The 16,120-nt window shown below is 63.5% G+C and carries 16 protein-coding genes and 1 pseudogene; 4 read left to right on the plus strand and 13 right to left on the minus strand.

Annotated elements, in window-relative coordinates; all coding sequences use genetic code 11:
• Positions 1-2: 2 nt before the first annotated feature.
• Positions 3-179 carry a hypothetical protein gene (locus ABZW11_RS21870; RefSeq protein WP_355419764.1) on the minus strand — a complete coding sequence of 59 codons (177 nt, stop codon included), beginning with the start codon at positions 177-179 and terminating at the stop codon, positions 3-5.
• A 358-nt stretch (positions 180-537) separates the two neighbouring features.
• On the opposite strand from ABZW11_RS21870, the gene ABZW11_RS21875 reads away from it, so the two are divergent.
• Positions 538-1,755 (plus strand): XRE family transcriptional regulator, encoded by a 1,218-nt coding sequence (locus tag ABZW11_RS21875; RefSeq protein ID WP_355419766.1) that lies wholly within the window; start codon positions 538-540, stop codon positions 1,753-1,755.
• Here ABZW11_RS21875 and ABZW11_RS21880 read toward each other — a convergent pair.
• Together ABZW11_RS21880 and ABZW11_RS21885 are read right to left on the minus strand one after the other, a co-directional pair.
• On the minus strand, positions 1,733-2,296 hold the full coding sequence (locus tag ABZW11_RS21880) for an NUDIX hydrolase (protein ID WP_355419768.1): 564 nt from the start codon (positions 2,294-2,296) through the stop codon (positions 1,733-1,735). The two genes, ABZW11_RS21875 and ABZW11_RS21880, sit on opposite strands and share 23 nt — an antisense overlap.
• Positions 2,297-2,525: 229 nt before the next feature.
• On the minus strand, positions 2,526-3,842 hold the full coding sequence (locus tag ABZW11_RS21885; RefSeq protein ID WP_355419770.1) for a DNA methyltransferase: 1,317 nt from the start codon (positions 3,840-3,842) through the stop codon (positions 2,526-2,528).
• 216 nt (positions 3,843-4,058) lie between these two features.
• On the opposite strand from ABZW11_RS21885, the gene ABZW11_RS21890 reads away from it, so the two are divergent.
• The gene (locus ABZW11_RS21890) at positions 4,059-6,602 is read left to right on the plus strand and encodes an ATP-binding protein (RefSeq protein WP_355419771.1); all 2,544 of its coding nucleotides are present in this window, start codon (positions 4,059-4,061) and stop codon (positions 6,600-6,602) included.
• Between the two features lie 121 nt (positions 6,603-6,723).
• Here the strand turns inward: ABZW11_RS21890 and ABZW11_RS21895 are convergent, their stop codons facing one another.
• Positions 6,724-8,559, minus strand: coding sequence for an IS481 family transposase (locus ABZW11_RS21895; RefSeq protein WP_355419891.1), 1,836 nt, complete (start codon positions 8,557-8,559; stop codon positions 6,724-6,726).
• A gap of 311 nt (positions 8,560-8,870) precedes the next feature.
• On the opposite strand from ABZW11_RS21895, the gene ABZW11_RS21900 reads away from it, so the two are divergent.
• Positions 8,871-9,005, plus strand: coding sequence for a hypothetical protein (locus ABZW11_RS21900; protein ID WP_355419773.1), 135 nt, complete (start codon positions 8,871-8,873; stop codon positions 9,003-9,005).
• A 699-nt stretch (positions 9,006-9,704) separates the two neighbouring features.
• On the opposite strand, the gene ABZW11_RS21905 is transcribed toward ABZW11_RS21900, so the two are convergent.
• A complete protein-coding gene (locus ABZW11_RS21905; RefSeq protein ID WP_355419775.1) occupies positions 9,705-9,974 on the minus strand; it encodes a hypothetical protein in 270 nt (89 codons plus the stop codon).
• 256 nt (positions 9,975-10,230) lie between these two features.
• On the opposite strand from ABZW11_RS21905, the gene ABZW11_RS21910 reads away from it, so the two are divergent.
• Entirely contained in the window at positions 10,231-10,698 is a 468-nt protein-coding gene (locus ABZW11_RS21910; RefSeq protein ID WP_355419777.1) for an NUDIX domain-containing protein, read from the plus strand.
• 173 nt (positions 10,699-10,871) lie between these two features.
• Here ABZW11_RS21910 and ABZW11_RS21915 read toward each other — a convergent pair.
• The 8 genes and pseudogenes from ABZW11_RS21915 to ABZW11_RS21950 all read right to left on the minus strand — a co-directional run.
• Positions 10,872-11,489 (minus strand): annotated as a pseudogene (locus ABZW11_RS21915) (transposase); the annotation flags it as partial.
• Between the two features lie 147 nt (positions 11,490-11,636).
• Positions 11,637-11,924 (minus strand): hypothetical protein, encoded by a 288-nt coding sequence (locus ABZW11_RS21920; protein ID WP_355419779.1) that lies wholly within the window; start codon positions 11,922-11,924, stop codon positions 11,637-11,639.
• Positions 11,917-12,735: a hypothetical protein gene (locus tag ABZW11_RS21925; RefSeq protein WP_355419780.1), complete on the minus strand. Its 819-nt coding sequence runs from the start codon at positions 12,733-12,735 to the stop codon at positions 11,917-11,919. The genes ABZW11_RS21920 and ABZW11_RS21925 overlap by 8 nt, the downstream gene beginning before the upstream one ends.
• A gap of 6 nt (positions 12,736-12,741) precedes the next feature.
• Positions 12,742-13,158: an RDD family protein gene (locus tag ABZW11_RS21930; RefSeq protein ID WP_355419781.1), complete on the minus strand. Its 417-nt coding sequence runs from the start codon at positions 13,156-13,158 to the stop codon at positions 12,742-12,744.
• 30 nt (positions 13,159-13,188) lie between these two features.
• The gene (locus tag ABZW11_RS21935; protein ID WP_355419783.1) at positions 13,189-14,136 is read right to left on the minus strand and encodes a hypothetical protein; all 948 of its coding nucleotides are present in this window, start codon (positions 14,134-14,136) and stop codon (positions 13,189-13,191) included.
• 406 nt (positions 14,137-14,542) lie between these two features.
• Positions 14,543-15,235 (minus strand): GntR family transcriptional regulator, encoded by a 693-nt coding sequence (locus ABZW11_RS21940; protein ID WP_355419785.1) that lies wholly within the window; start codon positions 15,233-15,235, stop codon positions 14,543-14,545.
• A gap of 284 nt (positions 15,236-15,519) precedes the next feature.
• A complete protein-coding gene (locus ABZW11_RS21945) occupies positions 15,520-15,831 on the minus strand; it encodes a hypothetical protein (RefSeq protein ID WP_355419787.1) in 312 nt (103 codons plus the stop codon).
• The gene (locus ABZW11_RS21950; protein ID WP_355419789.1) at positions 15,815-16,087 is read right to left on the minus strand and encodes a hypothetical protein; all 273 of its coding nucleotides are present in this window, start codon (positions 16,085-16,087) and stop codon (positions 15,815-15,817) included. Before ABZW11_RS21950 ends, ABZW11_RS21945 begins: the two co-directional genes overlap by 17 nt.
• Positions 16,088-16,120 lie beyond the last annotated feature (33 nt).

Here is a 16,120-nt window from a genome sequence, read left to right on the forward strand (position 1 = left end):
GGTCACTTGACAATCCGCTCAAACATGACGGAACCTGCCGGATCGCGATATGCACGGAAGATCTGACGGATGGACAAAGCGTCAGAACCCGCGCCGAAGTCGAAGACCCTATGCACGATGCTGCCCCGGACAGAGACGTCATCCGGCACGCTCCGCATCGCTTTGCGCAGTTCGTCCATCGCCGTGGCTTGAAAAGCCGAGGACCCGCACGACCCCAGGGCATCGCCCTGCTCCGAGGGGATGCGGACCTCCCACTCGAACCGCTCCTGCGGTGTCTGGGCCGGCCCAGGGCAGTGCAGGCAGTCCTCTTGCGCAGACGCTGCCAGACCCAACCCGGTGGCCGCTACATGGCCGCGCCGAGTGACGATCTTCCAGCCCCGCCCGTCGCACTCTGTACATCTGACTGGCGTTGTCATGTCGGACAGCATGATTGCCGATACTTTTCAGACCTATCTCACGCTGATATACGACCTTGGGATATAGGCTCCGCCGCGCGAGGGAATGAATCGTCCGGGCATGAAAAGCCGGAGGTCAGCAATGCAGAATGGCGCGTTCGACCCCATCGAACTACCCGTGGCCGTTTGGGAGAAGGAACAGACCCGCGACATTCTCAAAGAACGCGACATCGCCGGACTTTTCGGTATCGCAGCCAAATACGGCGCCAGCCAAGTCCGCATCGGCACCGCCACCGGCCTGGGTCAGCCCCGCGTCAACGCCATCCTGCGCGGCACCAGCACGATCAAAGAACTCGCCGTCATCGAGCGCATCGCCGCCGGCCTACGCCTGCCCGATCACGCCCGCATGCTCCTCGGCCTGGCCCCGCTCGACATCGCCTCACCAACCGGCGACCACGACGACGAACATGAAGAACAGACCACCGAACTCCTCGGCCGCCTGGACGCCGCCTCAGCAGTAGACGACACCACGGTCATGATCCTGCGCACCGACACCAACAACCTCCGCCTGCTGGACCGCCGCCTCGGAGGACTCGCCATCGCCGACAAGATGCACGCCCAGATGGCCCAGATCCAGCGCGCCCACCGCCACGCCATCCGCCCCGGCCTCCGCACCCAACTGGCCCACCTCCTCGCCGAAACCGCCTCACTCGCCGGCTGGCAGGCCATCAACACGCTGGCCCTCAACGACGCCTGGACACACTACGAGCGCGCCAAAGCCGCCGCTTATGAGGCTGACGACGCGGCCCTACTGGCCTATGTCTCCGGCGAACAGGCATACGTCCTCATGGAACTCGGCCGCCCCGCCGAAGCCACCGAACTCCTCCAACACGTGCACCAGCAGCACCGCCACCACGTACCGGCGCGACTCCGCACCTGGCTCTCAGCCGCCGAAGCAGAAGCCGCCGCCATCCTCGGCGACGAGACCACCTGCCGCGCAGCTCTCGACCAGGCCAACGCCCTTCTCCCCGAAGGCGACAGCGACCCGGACATGCCTTACCTGTCCATCAACGCCCACCATGTAGCCCGCTGGCGCGGCAACTGCCTCGTCCGCTTCGGCGACCCCGACACCGCCGAAGACCTCCGCTCAGCCCTCGCCGGCATGGACGGCACCTACAACAGAGCCGAATCCGGCGTCCGCTGCGACCTCGGCCACGCCCTCCTGGCCGCCGGCGACCCCGAAGCCGCCCTGCCCCACATCCAACGCGCCCAGCAACTGGCCACCATGACGGGCAGCCGCCGCCAACGTCGCCGCATCGACGAACTGTCGAAAGCCGTCAACTGCGCCCTCGGCCGTTGAGCCACACCTGAGCCTGAAGCAACCCAATCAAGGTGCCCGACGTCCAGATGTCCCCGCGGGCAATCATGCCCGGGACCTCGCTCATAGGGACCCATTCAAGCCGGTCGGCCTCAATTTCGCCCTCAGGCTTGCCCACCAGCTCGGCCCCGCGCCCCACGAACAGGGTGTGCTCGGAGTCGACCATGCCCGCCATCGGCTGATATGAGACCAGATGCTCCAGACTCTCCGGCCGATACCCGGTCTCCTCCTCAACCTCGCGCAGCGCGGTGACCATTGGATCCTCACCGGCCTCGATCAGGCCGCCCGGAAGCTCCCACCCCCACCGGTCGAATACGAACCGATGTCGCCACATCAGCAACACACGATCCTGTTCGTCGACGACCACAGCAATCGCGGCCCGATCTAGATGCACCACGTGATGCTCAAACCGTTCCCCGCCCGGGATCTCCACATCGGCTAGCCCCAAGCGGATCCACCGGTTGTCGTAGACCAGGCGCTCCCCATGCACGATCCAACGCGTTAGCTCAGCGTCATTAGCCACACCCGCGAAGCTATCGTCTTGGACCCCCTCGGTACATGCCTTCCAGCTGAGAGGGGCTAGTAACCTCCTGTTACGACGAGGTGCGGTGTGTGAAGCCTGCCGCTCATCGAAGCCAGCATGTCCTTCACGTACAAGCGTTGGGACAGCCGCCTTACAGCCCCATCATTCGGCCAAGACCAAGCCTGATCCGCTGCACATATTCGCGCACTAGGGATACTTACGCTTCGCGTTACAGCCGTTTGAATGTTAGAACGTACTCTCTATCGATATTCGCAGCATTTTTCCTAGAGTAGGACATGTACCTATTCTTCACCGGATATGAAAATTGTTCCTCAAGGGCGAAGTTCGAAGAGGCGAGCTCTTCGAGAAGTCTGCGTGTAGATATCTCTTCGCCGTTCCATGTTGAGTGGCCAACAACAAAAACGGCTGGCGTGCCACCCGGTAGTACACGAGCCAATTCTTCGAAGACCTGCGTCATAGCTGTAACATAATGGCGGAAGTCCGTTGCTCGCTGCTGGCTCACCTGCGACATGCGGCGCTCGAGATCACGAGCGAACTCTTTAGGCTCCCATGGCAAAGATAGCAGTGGGTCTTTGGCTGCGATTCTCGGACGGCCAATATAACCAGGGAGCAGGGCGAGTCTCTCGGCTTGCGAGTTTGTTAGGCCGAGCCAGAACATTTCCAATTGGTGGCGGCGATAATAATCGACCGCATTATGGTAAGGCGGCGAGGTGATGACGGCGTCGACTTTGCCTGATATCAGGCCGCTGAGTCCAGTGGAGTTTGCGCAGTGGACGATGGGTTCGAAGGCGTCATCGTCCTGTAGAACTGAATATTCTTCAACGGCCGAGATGGAGCGCTTCAGAGCTCCCCGCAGAAGGGCGAACGGGTTGACTAGGCGCCCCTTGGCATCCCGCTTCTTCATGTGGCTCGTATATTCTAGACCTGACACCGGAACGGGATCAGCATTCGACGAATTACGAATGATCGATCCAAAAATGGTGTCTAGGAAAAGGCGCGCCTTGTCGGACGCCGTGAGAGAATCGATCGCCTTCTTGATGCGGGAAAGATCGATAACCACATATCGACGAAACCAATGATCAAGTCGAGGAATCTCCGGAACCCAAAGCCCCTCTGCGGTTATCGTGGCCCGGTAGTCGGTTTCGGGAATATCGTCGAACATGAGACGTTCGTAGTCGCCAGGCGCGCGTTCTACGTTCTTGAGATAACTGTGAAGCTCAGCAGCAAGGAACCTAATCTCGGAAATATCGTAAGCACGCGTTTTCGCCAGTGATATCTGGGTTGCCAATGGATCCACGTCGATTCCGATGCTATATCGCCGTGCTAGCGCCGATTCAACAAGGGCCGTTCCGCTACCTACAAACGGATCTAGGATGACATCCCCAGGAACTGTGTACCGATTGATCAGTGTTTTGCAGACCGGCGGATGGAACTTGGCCGGGTATCGGAACAGTTGGTGCGTCGCCTTGCTAACGAGCCCTTCCAGAGCCAGTTGTGGGACCTCACGCTCTGGGTGCTTGCTCATGCATCTCCGCCTCGACGTCGACACGAGCACCCCCGCACGGGGATGCTCGTGGTGGGAACCAACTTCTCTAACAGCTCGACACCAGGCAAAATGAACGCTTGTTCGACGCAGGAGTCCAACAAAACGCTACCAAGCCGATTACTGCCCGTTGACGAGTGAAGGCTCGCGTGATACTAGCACAGGAGTAGCCCATATCCCTACAAGAGGCGAGCCTGCATGACCAGTTTGTCCGATCGGATTCGTGACTTCGGCGATGCGGAGGATGACCTTAAAGTCGTTCTCTCCAGCGAACTCATTGGCCTCCTCTCTCAACAGCTGTACAAGTCACCCATCAAGGCGATCGAAGAGTTGGTCGTCAATGCGTACGATGCGGACGCATCTGAATGCTGGATCGGAATCCCTGGCGGAGGAGACGGTCTGTTCCTGAATGCCGTCTATGTTTTCGATAACGGAAGCGGCATGGACCACGCCGGCCTAGCTGATCTGTGGCACGTGGGCCACTCGAAGAAGGCTGAAGAAGGCCGAATCTCATCACGGCTCGCCAGGAAGCAAATTGGCAAGTTCGGCATTGGAAAACTTGCAACCTATTCGCTCGCCTATAGGGTTACGTATCTAACTCGTACTGACGGCAGCGAAGACGTGCGGGCTACCACGCTCGACTACCGGAAGTTCATGTCAGACCCACAAGGTGCTGGGGTACCTGTGAGTCTCCCTGTACGCCGCGTAGATCTAAGCGAGCTTATGGCCGAAGAGGATTTCACTCGAAACCTTCAAACGGTGGGCATAGACTCCCAGCGCTTGAGCGATGAGCCGCAATGGACCCTTGTGATCCTTGAAGAGCTCAAGAACTCGGTCCAGGAGATGAAACACGGAAGGCTCCTATGGGTGCTCTCAACTGCTATGCCCTTGGGTAGCGAATTCCGGTGCTATGTCAATGGCGATCAAATCCACTCATCCAAGGAAAATCTCGAAAAGCTGATCACCTTCTCGATTGTCGACATAGCGCAGTCTAGAATCGACGCGTTGAACGACAAATATGATGAAGATTGGCGCGTCGAAGGCGACGCTCTCGTCAGCTCTTCTTTTCCTAGCGGCGTTACCGGTGACGCCTTTGTCACGCGCCAATCTCTATATGGTAAGAGCGATGATATTGCTCGCTCAAATGGTTTTTTCGTCCGAGTCAGAGACAGGCTCGTAGATACGGACGATCCGCTTTTTGGTATGCGGCCCCTCTCTTACGAGGTGTTCTCACGCTTCCGTGCGGAAGTGTCTGCAGATGACCTAGATGCGATCATCACCGCGCCACGCGAAGGGATCGAGCAAGGAGGGCTGCGGATCAAGTTCACAGCCCTCCTTGAAGCCATCTATTATGAAGCGCGTTCACGATATGGTGAACTTCAACGCCAGGGGCTTAAGGCCGAGAAGCAGAAGAATGAGGGTAAGAGGGACTTTGTAGACAAGAAAAGGCTTGTCGAAAGGCCTACGGCCGACGCGCTGACAGCAACAGCTGCGGAAAAAAGAGCAGGAGAGGATGGCAGCGGGGCCGAGGCGGATGGGAGTTGGTTCTACCTAGACGTGCAGCAGGATGATGACCTGTCACAGGTTGTTAGTACGCTGTACAATCCGGATGTCGATCGCATATATCGTTATCAGCGAGTCGGTCTCGGTCGTTCGGCCCGGATGGTGGCCTTCGATCCTCTCAACGCAACATTCACTCTCAATGCGGATCATGATGTTGTGCGCGCATATGACGGTGATGCAGCATCCAGCAAACTTCTGGAAGACCTTGTCTGCGCTGAGGCCCTCTTGGAGGTGTATCTCCGTGAGCGAGGACTATCGGCTGATGTCATCGGTGAGGTGCTGGAGCAACGAGATTTGCTCCTGCGAAATCTCACCAGAGATAATGTTTATTCCCTTCGAGCGATCGCTCAAGGACTCCTTGCCTCGATGGATGATGAGCGCGACCTAGAAACCAACCTCGTAGTTGCGGCTCGCGCTCTGGGCTTCGTCGCGAAGCATCTCTCTGGTGCAGGAAACCCAGATGGTCTCGCAAGGTTCACCGACTATCCGACGGGCGTTATACTTATCACTCTTGAGGCGAAATCATCCTCCAAGGTTCCTAGCTTGAGTGCAATTGACTTCGCCGGTCTGATGGAACACGTAGTCAACGAGGACGCGCATGGGTGTCTCTTGGTCGCGCCAGCCTATCCCGGCGACTCAGACGACGACAATGCGGCGGCGCGGCGCGCTCAAGAACTGAAGATATCATGCTGGACCGTTCAGCAGCTCGCAGACGTGCTTCTAGCAGTCGAGACGCGACATCTAACGGCGCGTCATGTTCTAGACATCGTGCTGAATCATTTCAGGCCGGCAGACGTAGCGGCTGCGGTTCGGGACCTGTTGGCTGAAGAAAGGCCACACAATCGGGCCCTATACGGAGCCGTAGTTCGCGCCTTGACGATATTGGAGAACCGCCTACTCGACCGGCCTCGCACAAAAGAGTTCGTAGAGGCGACGGTTGTTACTCAAGTTGGTTTCGAAGAGGTGCAAGGAGCTGAGATCAGCCGTGCGATTGAGGATCTAGCAGGAGCGAGTATGGGGGCAATGGACCTCTCTGGTGAAAGGATCATCCTTCACACAAGTGTCGAAGAGCTCGCGCGGCGCGTCAGTCACCTACTTGGAGACCCGGGGCCTGTGTTGGGGCCAGGCACGTTCCGGCAGCCCTCAACTGGATCTCCCGACTCGGAGGTGGAAGGTTAAGCATCGGGAAGTTTGGCCGCTCACGTTGCTGGTGCACGCATAGAGTGGGATGGTTGGAAACCGTTCGTGTCTGGTCTCACTTGATGCTTGACGCTTTGGCATCGGATGATGCTTGACACTCCTAGCCGATCTTTCGCTTCTTAGTATGCGCCTGGGACTTGATCCGGGTGATCTCCTGGGTGGTGGTTCGCGGCACGACGCGGATGGGTTCGCCGTTGTCGTGGACGGTGATGTGGGTGTCGTCCACGGTCACGTCCAGGATCTTGCGGGCGTGGACCCGTCCGACCTGGACCTTCTGGCCGACGACCTGGAAGTGGCCGCGGCTGCAGACCACGCGCTGGACGGTGACGGGCCCGGCCGGGGAGGTGGGCGGTGCTCCGGCGGGGCGGGCGTTGCGCAGGGTGAGGCACTCGGCGAGCGGGAGCGGGCAGGGCACGGCGCGCAGCAGCTGGCGGTCTTCATCCATGACGCGGGCGGTGATGCCGTCCAGGCGCACGGTGACGCGCCGGCCGGCCAGGTGGGCGCCGATGCACAGGGCTCGGCCGGCCAGGCTGATGGTGCCGATGGAGCTGACCTGCCGGTCGATCTCGACGGCGCTGGCCTCGATCGGCGGTTCGGGCACGGGCTCGTTGGCTGCCGGGCGGGCTTGCCCGGAGGCGAGCAGCGCGGCCAGGTCTTTGACGGTCAGCCGGGAGGCCACGCTCTTGAGCCTGCCGCCGCCGGTGGTGAACACGTGCAGCCGTTGCGTGCTGATCCACATGGTGATCGGCAGGCCCGCCCGGTCAGGGCCGAGCCACAGTTGCTGGCCACCGATCGACAGGTTGCCCGAGGCGGGCACGATCCGATCGACCTCGATCGCCTGGCGCGACAGCGGATCGACCGAGGTCCGCACAACGGGCTCGGGCCGTTCAGGCTGATCACCATGGTCGCCGGCCGGGATCGGGACAGTCGCGGGCGCAGGCCCAGCTTCAGGATCGGAAGCGGTCACCGTGGTCAGAGCGGCGGGCAGCTGCAGCGGCAGTTCCCGCTCAGCCCGGCGCTGTCCGTCGCTGCGCTCGGCGAAGAACCGGTCGGCGGGGAAGCTCATGTCCAGCGCCTGGTGCGGGCGGGCGGTGTTGTAATGCTTCACGAACGCGTCCGTCTCGGCCTGGGCGGCTTCTATCGAGGCGAACGGCAGCGCCTCATCCAGCCATTCGCGGCGCACGCTCTGATGAAAACGCTCGATCTTCCCCGTCGTGGTCGGGGTTCTCGGGGCGGTGTGACGCAGCTTGATGCCGTTCTCCCGGCACACCCGCTCGAACAGCACCTCACCCGCCTTCGGCCCGCCGAACCGGCCGGTGAACTGCTTACCGTTGTCCGTCAGCACCTCCAACGGCACCCCGTAGCCGCGCATCGCCTCGGCGAACGCCGCACACACCATCCGCCCGGTCGGCCGCGCCACCACCGAAGCGATCACACAGAACCGCGAGTGATCGTCCACCCCGGTGATCAGCTTGGCCTCGCTGCCGTCGGCCAGCAGCAACCCGCCCATGATGTCCATCTGCCACAACTGCATCGGCCCCGGCCGCTCCCACCGCCGGTAATCCTCGCGCCTGCGCCGCCGCGCAACAGGGTCGACCAGCCCGTTGCGCACCAGCACCCGATAGATGCTCGCCCGCGACGGCAACGGCTCCGCCCCGCGCCGGCCCAGCTCCCACAACAGGGTGCGCGGCCCCCACCGCGGATGAGCCCGCCGCAGCTCGCAGATCAACGCCTCAACAGCTGCCGGTGTCTGCATCGGATGCGCCTTCGGTGCATGCGACCGGTCGGCCAGTCCCGCCAGGCCATCGTCTTGATATCGGCGCACCCAGGCATGCACCGACTGCCGTGACACCCCATACCGTCCGGCCACGTCAGTGATCTTCGCCCCCGACAACACCTCGATCACCGCGTGATAGCGCTGCTCCACGACACTCAACTCCACCAATGCCACCTGAGCCTCCCCCGAAGCGCCGATAACGCCACGAGCAGGCACAGATAACGATCAAGGTGTCAAGCATCAAGCGAGGCCAGAGTGTCAACCATCAAGCGAGACAGGACAGTTGGAAACCGTTCGCCTTTGCCGAGTTGCTCTCATAGGTATCAAGGGCGGCGCTCCGCGCCGCCGCGCGGCCCTGCGCTCGGCCGCACGCTGCGCGTGCGGCCTGGGGGCCGTTCTCGCGCGCGCCGTGCTCGGGCCGCGCTGGCAGAGGTAGCCCGGCTGGCACTCAAAGCGGATAGTCTCACAGCGTGGACAACGAGGAGCCCGCAATCTGGCTATGGACCGACGCCGAACTCGCTCTCGCGATTGGCCTCGTGGTGCTGCTAATCCTCCTGCCCACCATCATCTGGCTGGCCACGACGATGCTGCGCCGCCGCAGATAGAGCCTCTGGCGGGGCCTCCAACTCCGGCATGATCGCCGTGCCGAGTGCCAGAGCCGTGAGTTGCTGAGGTGGAAGCCTGATCATCTTTCATCCGGAACGGACATGAGCTGATCGAGCGCACTGACCGGGGGTTGCCACCCCGCCGCACAGATGCAGCCCTTACGATCGCCACGGCGTGGCTGGCCGACGTAGCTTGCTGGGGGCGATCGACGATCCGTGCTTCGTTCCTCAGCACGGCTCACCGAACAACGTGGTTGCGGTCCGGTTCCGAACTGAGGCATGTACCAGCGGGGCGTGATGCGCATCTCTCGTGATCCGGAATATGCACGGAATGATCTCTGAGGCCAGCGATCCTCCGTACGGCTGCACTGGTGGTCAGAGGCCGTAGATGGTCGGAACGGGTGACGCCCTGTAAAACCGTCGGCTCAGCCTACGCAAGTTCGAACCTTGCGCCTGCCACCAGCAGTAACAGCAGCTCAGAGGCCCTACGGGGCCTCTTCTGCATTTCAGGGGTATGCAGCCAGATGCCGCCCTGAGCGGCCGCTTGTCGGTGGTCACGGGATATACGCGGGATGGATCCGGGGACGTTTCCCCAGGTCGAGGCCCATGATCCGGAGTATGTGCGGGATGACGTGGCCCCTGCAACGCCGAAAGGCCCCAGGGGAAGCCGGAGCCCTTCGAGCGATGCCGTTCGTGATCTCATGCGGTGAGTACGTCCACGATCCGCTGGTTGACGATGTCCTCCTGGCCGTCGATGCACTTGGCATAGACCCTGAGCAGGACGTCCACCCCGTGACCGGCACGGGCCGCCACCTCCGGAGCCGGTACGCCGCCATTCAGCCGGAGCGAGACTGCCGCATGCCGCAGATCGTACGGCCGCCGCGCGAGCGGTGAGGCGACCTGGGCAGGTGTGAGGGCGAGGGTGCGGGCTTCCTGCCAGACCTCTGTGTAGGCCGTCGAGGCGACCACGCCGCCGCGCTCACTGCGAAACCTTGATTCAGGCCCAGATCCCATGTCCAGGGGTCCCGAGCAACGTACGGCGACGATGTACCCGTGCGCGGGTACGCGCGCACCTCGCCTGCCTGGCTTCCACCTCAGCCACTTCACGGCCCAGAGTCCTGGTGCGATGATCATCCCGGAGCCAGAGTGCCCCCGCCGGAGGCAGGAATCGACCGAGGTCGATAACGTGATGTGCGGTTCTTGAGCGCTGACGTAGCGTACGGCAATGAGCTTCCGACTGGCGGCATACGCCGTGTGCATTGAGGACGGGCGAGTGCTGCTCGCTCACTACGTAAAACCGAACGGTGAGCGGCACTGGACCCTTCCGGGTGGGAAGGTCGAGCACGGGGAGGACCCCTTCGACACGGTCATCCGGGAGGTTGCTGAGGAGACCGGCTGTGACGGGGTTGTTGAACGTCTGCTGGGTGTGGACTCGCGTGTGATCCCCGCTGCCGTTGCTCGCGCTGGCATCGAGCATCAGAATGTCGGCATCTTCTACCGGGTCCGGATCACTGGTGGCCAACTCCGACCTGAGCCGAACGGCGAAACCGCTGAGTCGGTCTGGACCTCGTTTTCCGACGTTGAGTTCCTCCGCCGATCATCGTTGGTCGATGTCGGTCTCGCTCTGGCGCAGACCCTTCCGGCAACCGGCCACGCGGATCCCGTCCCGGTCGGCGGCTTGATCCAGCACTGATGACGCACGCGAATGGCGGCGTGGCGCCCGGGTCGGCGGGTCCGTTCGGTCAACGGCGGGGTGTGGGTCGGCGTACGACCCGGGCTGCCGCTGGCCGTGACCGGCCCCCAGGCCGCATGCGCGGCCAGCGGGGCGACTGAGGGCCGGGTACGGCGGCGCGCCGCGCCGCCGCTTGAGGCCTTCCAGCGGGTGATCGAGCGCTTGCGGCCCTTGCCGGTCGGGTCCAGGCTCGTGATCGCCATGTAGACGCACTTGAGCGCGGCCTGCTCGTTGGGGAAGTGGCCGCGGGCCTTGACCGCCCGCCGGATGCGGGCGTTGACCGACTCGATGGCATTGGTCGAGCAGATCACCCGGCGGATCTCGGTGTCGGAGTTGAGGAACGGCACGAACTCGGCCCAGGCGTCCTCCCACAACTTCACGATCGCCGGATACCTGTCGCCCCACGTTTCGGCGACTCGTAGAACCGCTCCAGCGCGGCCGCCTCGGTCGGGGCGGTGCAGACCAGCTTGAGCGCCTTGGCGATGGCGTCCCAGTGCTGGCGGGCCGCATACCGGAACGAGGCGCGCAGCAGGTGAACGACACGCGTTTGGACCACGGCTTGCGGCCAGATGCACCATCAGCGCATCGGCCACGCCGCGGTTCTTGATCTCTGTCAGCACATGCAGCCAGAACTTGGCGCCCTCACCACCGTCGCCGGCCCACAAGCCGAGGATGTCGCGCTCGCCGTCGACGGTCACCGCCAGCGCCACGTAGATGGGCCGGTTGGCGACCTGGCCGTCACGGGGCTGGAGTCGACTCCGTAGCAGGATGCCCTCTTATCGTCGTATCGGAGGTCTTCGACTCGGGGCTATGCCGTCGGTTCGTGGTAGGTGCTCGCCGCAATCAGCAGCGGAGCAGCATGCGTGCAACCGCAGGAGAGAAGCCTAAGTGATCGCTGATCAGTAAGCGCTTGCGCGTGGTCCGCTCGGGTTGCCCATGAGGCGTTGTTCTTCCTCGCGTTTCACCCTTGCCGTGATCTCCTGTGCCTGCGTTCTGACGTCGTTGAGCGCTGCTCGGATCGCCACCCGCTGCTGAGCCCACTCGTCCCGGAAGCGGTCCCCGGCGGGGCCGGCCCAGATGCTGCTGTCGCAGGTGGCGTCTACGGCTTGCAGGGTGCGTTCGATGCCGTCAGCGGCCTCGGCGATGACGCGCATGTCCGCCTGCCACTCGCTCAACCGATCAGGCACGGTCGGCTTCCTGACTGCTCAGCATGTCGGCGATGGCGGCCGAGAGGGCGGCGTGGCTCACCGGCCTGGCCGTGATGCCGGTTGGCGCGTGCGGGCTGTCCACGATCACGGCCCAGACGGCGCGGTCGGTGGCGTACGTCGTGATCATTGGGCCGGGTGGGTCGCTGAGGAGCACGAGTTCGGCCACGATTCGGGCGTTGTCGATTACTGCGGTGAGGGGGCCGACGTGCTCGGGTTCCAGGGCCGAGGGGTCGAGGGGGATGCTCGGGCCGTCTCGGTCGGCCACGCCGAAGGGATCCAGCAGTGGCTGTACGAGGTCCACCGCGTCCTGCACGCTGTTGGCCAAGGTGAACACGTGCATGCCGCCGGCCGTGATGCGCTCCACCAGGAGCAGGTTCGCTGTGTGGATGTGGACGTGAGCGAAGGCGGTACCGGCGCCGCTGCGCTGCCTGATCACGAGGGCACGGTCCGCGGTACGGCGCAGCGTGAGAGCGAGGTCGACGTCCATCCTGATGCGCATGTCGACCGTGGACGCCGGGGCGCCGTGCAGGGTGGCGGCGAGGTCCTCGATGTTGTCGATCTCGATGGTTTCGCGGGCGACAAGGGAACGCAGGGCCGTGGCCATGGCCCATTCGCGCTGTTGGGCGTCCATGGTGGACAGGTGAGGCTTGGGGACGAGGGTCTCTTCGGGGTCGAGGACGGCGAGTTCCTCGTCGGTTAATCGGATCAGTGGTTGGGTGCCGCCCTCGGCCATGGCCTCGCTGATCTGCGTACGGAACTGGGCCAGCTCCATGTCAAGGCGTACGTCCACCGTCGATCAGCCCTTCAAGCGGCGGACGTCGGCTCTCCGCACGATCCGCAGGCCGGCGATGTCATGGTGATCCATGTCGGTGCCGGTGAGGACCATGATGGGGATGTACGCGATGTAGAAGAAGCCCCACAGCCAGCGCCGAGTCGCCTGGCCGAGGGCCGGCTTCTCAAGGTCGCTCGTACGAACGGTCCGCAGGCCGGTCAGCAGCTTGCCGACGCTTCCGCCCAGCGCGATCGTCAAGAGCACGTGGTTGCAGAAGGACAGCACGAGCAGCGCTCCGACGAAGGCCGGCCAGTAGGCGAGCGTCCCGTTCAGCGGGTCGCTGACGATGACCCCGGCCAGCAGTGCGAGCAGAGCGTCCACGCTGGGCGGAATGATGCGGCGGTTGCTGCTCGCCCGAGGCGGTACTTCGGTTGACGTCATGGAGCCTCCGCACGTCAAAGGATCAGGGTCTCACCAGAACTTGAATTTCTCGATGAACTCTTTGGCGCCTTGTACGGCCTTTCCCGCGCCCGCCTTGATGTCGTCTCCCCAGTTGTCCCACGCCCAACTACCGAGGAAGTAGGCGCCGGCCACGCCCAACGCGACCCATCCCGCCACGGGTACCGCCGCAGCCACCGCCGCCGATGCGCCGAGCGCGGTGGCGATGCTCGCGCCGCCCATGACCGCGACCGCGCCGCCTACTTGGACGGCGCCCATGCCGCGATCCACCCAGCCCTGCGCACCGTCGTGTGTGGGCGCCACCGCTTCCTTGACGCCCGTGACGGCGGCCGCCGGGAGGGTGACACGTGCGAAGATCCCGGCTCCTGGAGGGTTCCTGGTCAGGAGGTCGGCGCCAGGGATCTTCAATCGCTTCAACGCGGCCGACAGCGTTTGCTGCCATTTCCACGGCTGCTTGTAGAGATCTTGAATTTTCCGCGCCTTGAGCATTTCCGAGATCAGCTCGGAGAGCTTGCGGTTGCCGGGGAGGGCTCCCATGTAACGGCGGATGTCGTAGACGGCGCGGGCGCCGGCCACATTTCTCCCTTGTGCCCATCGTCGCTGTAGCTGAACCGCGGCCTCCACACCGCTCATGATCGCCATAACCTTGAGCGGCTTGATCACCGCCTGGGCTTGGGCTTTGTGGTCTTCCCAGAAGTCCAGTACGGAGGTCATGGCCGCGAACAGTGCCGTGCCCTCCGGGTCTTTCTCAAGGAGGTCGGCTCGACGCCGAATGTCTTTGGCTTGATCTTGCGCCCATGACGCACGCGCTGGAAATGAGGCCAGCCGGCTGACGTCGCCGTTCCAACGCTCCAGGAGTCGCCGGATCACCGCGCCTTGGACCGCGAGCGACCCGCCCGTGACCTCGGCAGCGGCTGCCAGGTTCCGAGCTTGATCCGGCTTCATCCCGACGAGACTCATCGGATTGAGCGTATCGCTGAGGCTACAAATATGCGGGTAACTCGTATATCGGTGATATGGGATGAAGCGAATGTGGCGTAACCGGCGTGGCGGCGTAATGAACGCGCCTACCTGGACATTTGGCAGGTGTGTAGCTGGAGTGGCGGACGGGGAACAAGAATTTTCCGTGCCCAACCGGTATGGCGCTCAACGTTCGTGTCGTTTGCTGCGTACATGGCATTCCGGATGTGCGGGTCGGGCGCTTATAGGGTGCTCAGAAAGCGCGCCAGCGCCGGGGCGTGTCAGGGTGCCGTAGCGAGCGCATGCGGGTGCGAAACTCGTGGGCTATGGCTTCGTTCTCGCAGGTCGTGGAGGGTCGCTAGGGCTTCGGTGGTGGTGAAGGGGATCGAGGGCGTCTGCGATACGGTCACGTGTCACCTTTGGCTCGTGCTTTGACGACGCGGCCCATGCCGGGCCTCTTCTCGATGACTCCTTCCGCTTCCAGGAGCGCGTACGCGCGCCGGATGGTGACGCGGGCGACGCCGCGTTCTTGGGCTAGGGCGTTCTCGCCGGGCAGGACGGATCCCGGGGTGAGCTTGCCGGTGGCGATGTCCTGCCGGAGGTCGGTGGCGACCGCGTCCGCTCGAGTTCGGGCGTGTTCGGGGCCGCCCACGAACCAGCCCTTGCCGTGGACGGGCGCGATGAGGCGTTGGCCGGCCAGGAGTTGCAGTGCCTGGCGGGCCGTGCCCTTCGACACTCCGTACTCCTCGGCGATGGCGGCCTCGCCGGGCAGCTGCTGGCCGGCGACGAGGTCGCCGTTGTCTATGCGCTTGCGGAGTGTCTCGGCGATCGTTTCGTACTGGGTGGCGGCGGTGCGGGTGGTGGTCGCCGGGTCGCTGCCCATGACGCGTCGGCCGCGGCCGGCCTCGCTCGCCACCAGCCCTGAGCGTTCCAGCTCGGCCACCGCCTGGCGGACCGTTCCTCGCGCGACGCCGTACGTGCGGGCGAGCGTGGCTTCGGAGGGGAGCATGGCGCTGGCGGGGGGATCGCCTTGGAAGATGCGGCTGCGGATGTCCTGGGCTATTCGAACGTAGGTAGGGGCATCCGTTGCCTTGCTCATCGCGCTCCCTCGCCGAGGCACAGTGTCTCTAGGGTAGGGCGGGCACGCGTGGCCGGCTGGGGTTACCGGCCTTGCGTTCCTCTGTTCCTTTCCCGTCACGAGGGTGCTGGACGCGGGACGGCAGGAGGTTGTTGCCGCGGCGATGGGCTGCGATCTTGCGGTGGTACGGCCGCGTTATCCGCAGAACGCCTCGGCGTGCGAACGGGCCGGGACGGCGGGTGGCCCGTGTGCGTCTCGGTGAAGATCCGCGTAATGCCGCAGAAACTCGCAGTTTGCTTGGCAAGTTATGCGGCTTGTTCGTCGTCACGTGATCTGCGGGGCTGGCGTTTGCTCTTCGTAGCTTGCTCGTGTTTGTGCTGTAGCTCGTGGTACGTCAGGAGTTCTTCCCAGACCTCGCGGGCGTGGCGGTAGAGCCCTCGGCCTGTCTCCTCGTAGCGGCCGGGTCGGGCGGCGGGGCGCAGGATGAGGAAGAGCCCGCCTTGTGCGGCCCACTCGTAGGCGCCGCAGCATGAGGTCTCGGTGATGCGGATACGGTCGCGGGGACGGCGCTGGTATGGCTCCCACTGCACCAGCGGGAGTTCAGGGGGCCGGCTCAAGGGCCGCGCTCCTTACCTCGTACTTCTGCAGGTAGCGGTAGACCTTGCGGCGGCTGCGCTGCCAGGTGCACCGATAGGCGAGCTGGATGGGGGTCTCGGCGACCAGCTCCGGGAGGATTTGGTAGGCGATCTCTCCCTCGCTGAGCTTGGGGAGTGGCTTGGCGTGCCAGAGGCCGTCGGGGGTGCGCCAGACGTAGAAGCGTCGGAACGCGCCACGCAGGTCAGGGTCAGACAGCGCTTCGCGGGCGGTGGTCATGGGGGATTGCGTCCTCCATCCTAATTTCTGATA

The sequence above is a fragment of the Nonomuraea sp. NPDC004580 genome (assembly GCF_040609855.1).
GTDB lineage: Bacteria > Actinomycetota > Actinomycetes > Streptosporangiales > Streptosporangiaceae > Nonomuraea > Nonomuraea salmonea.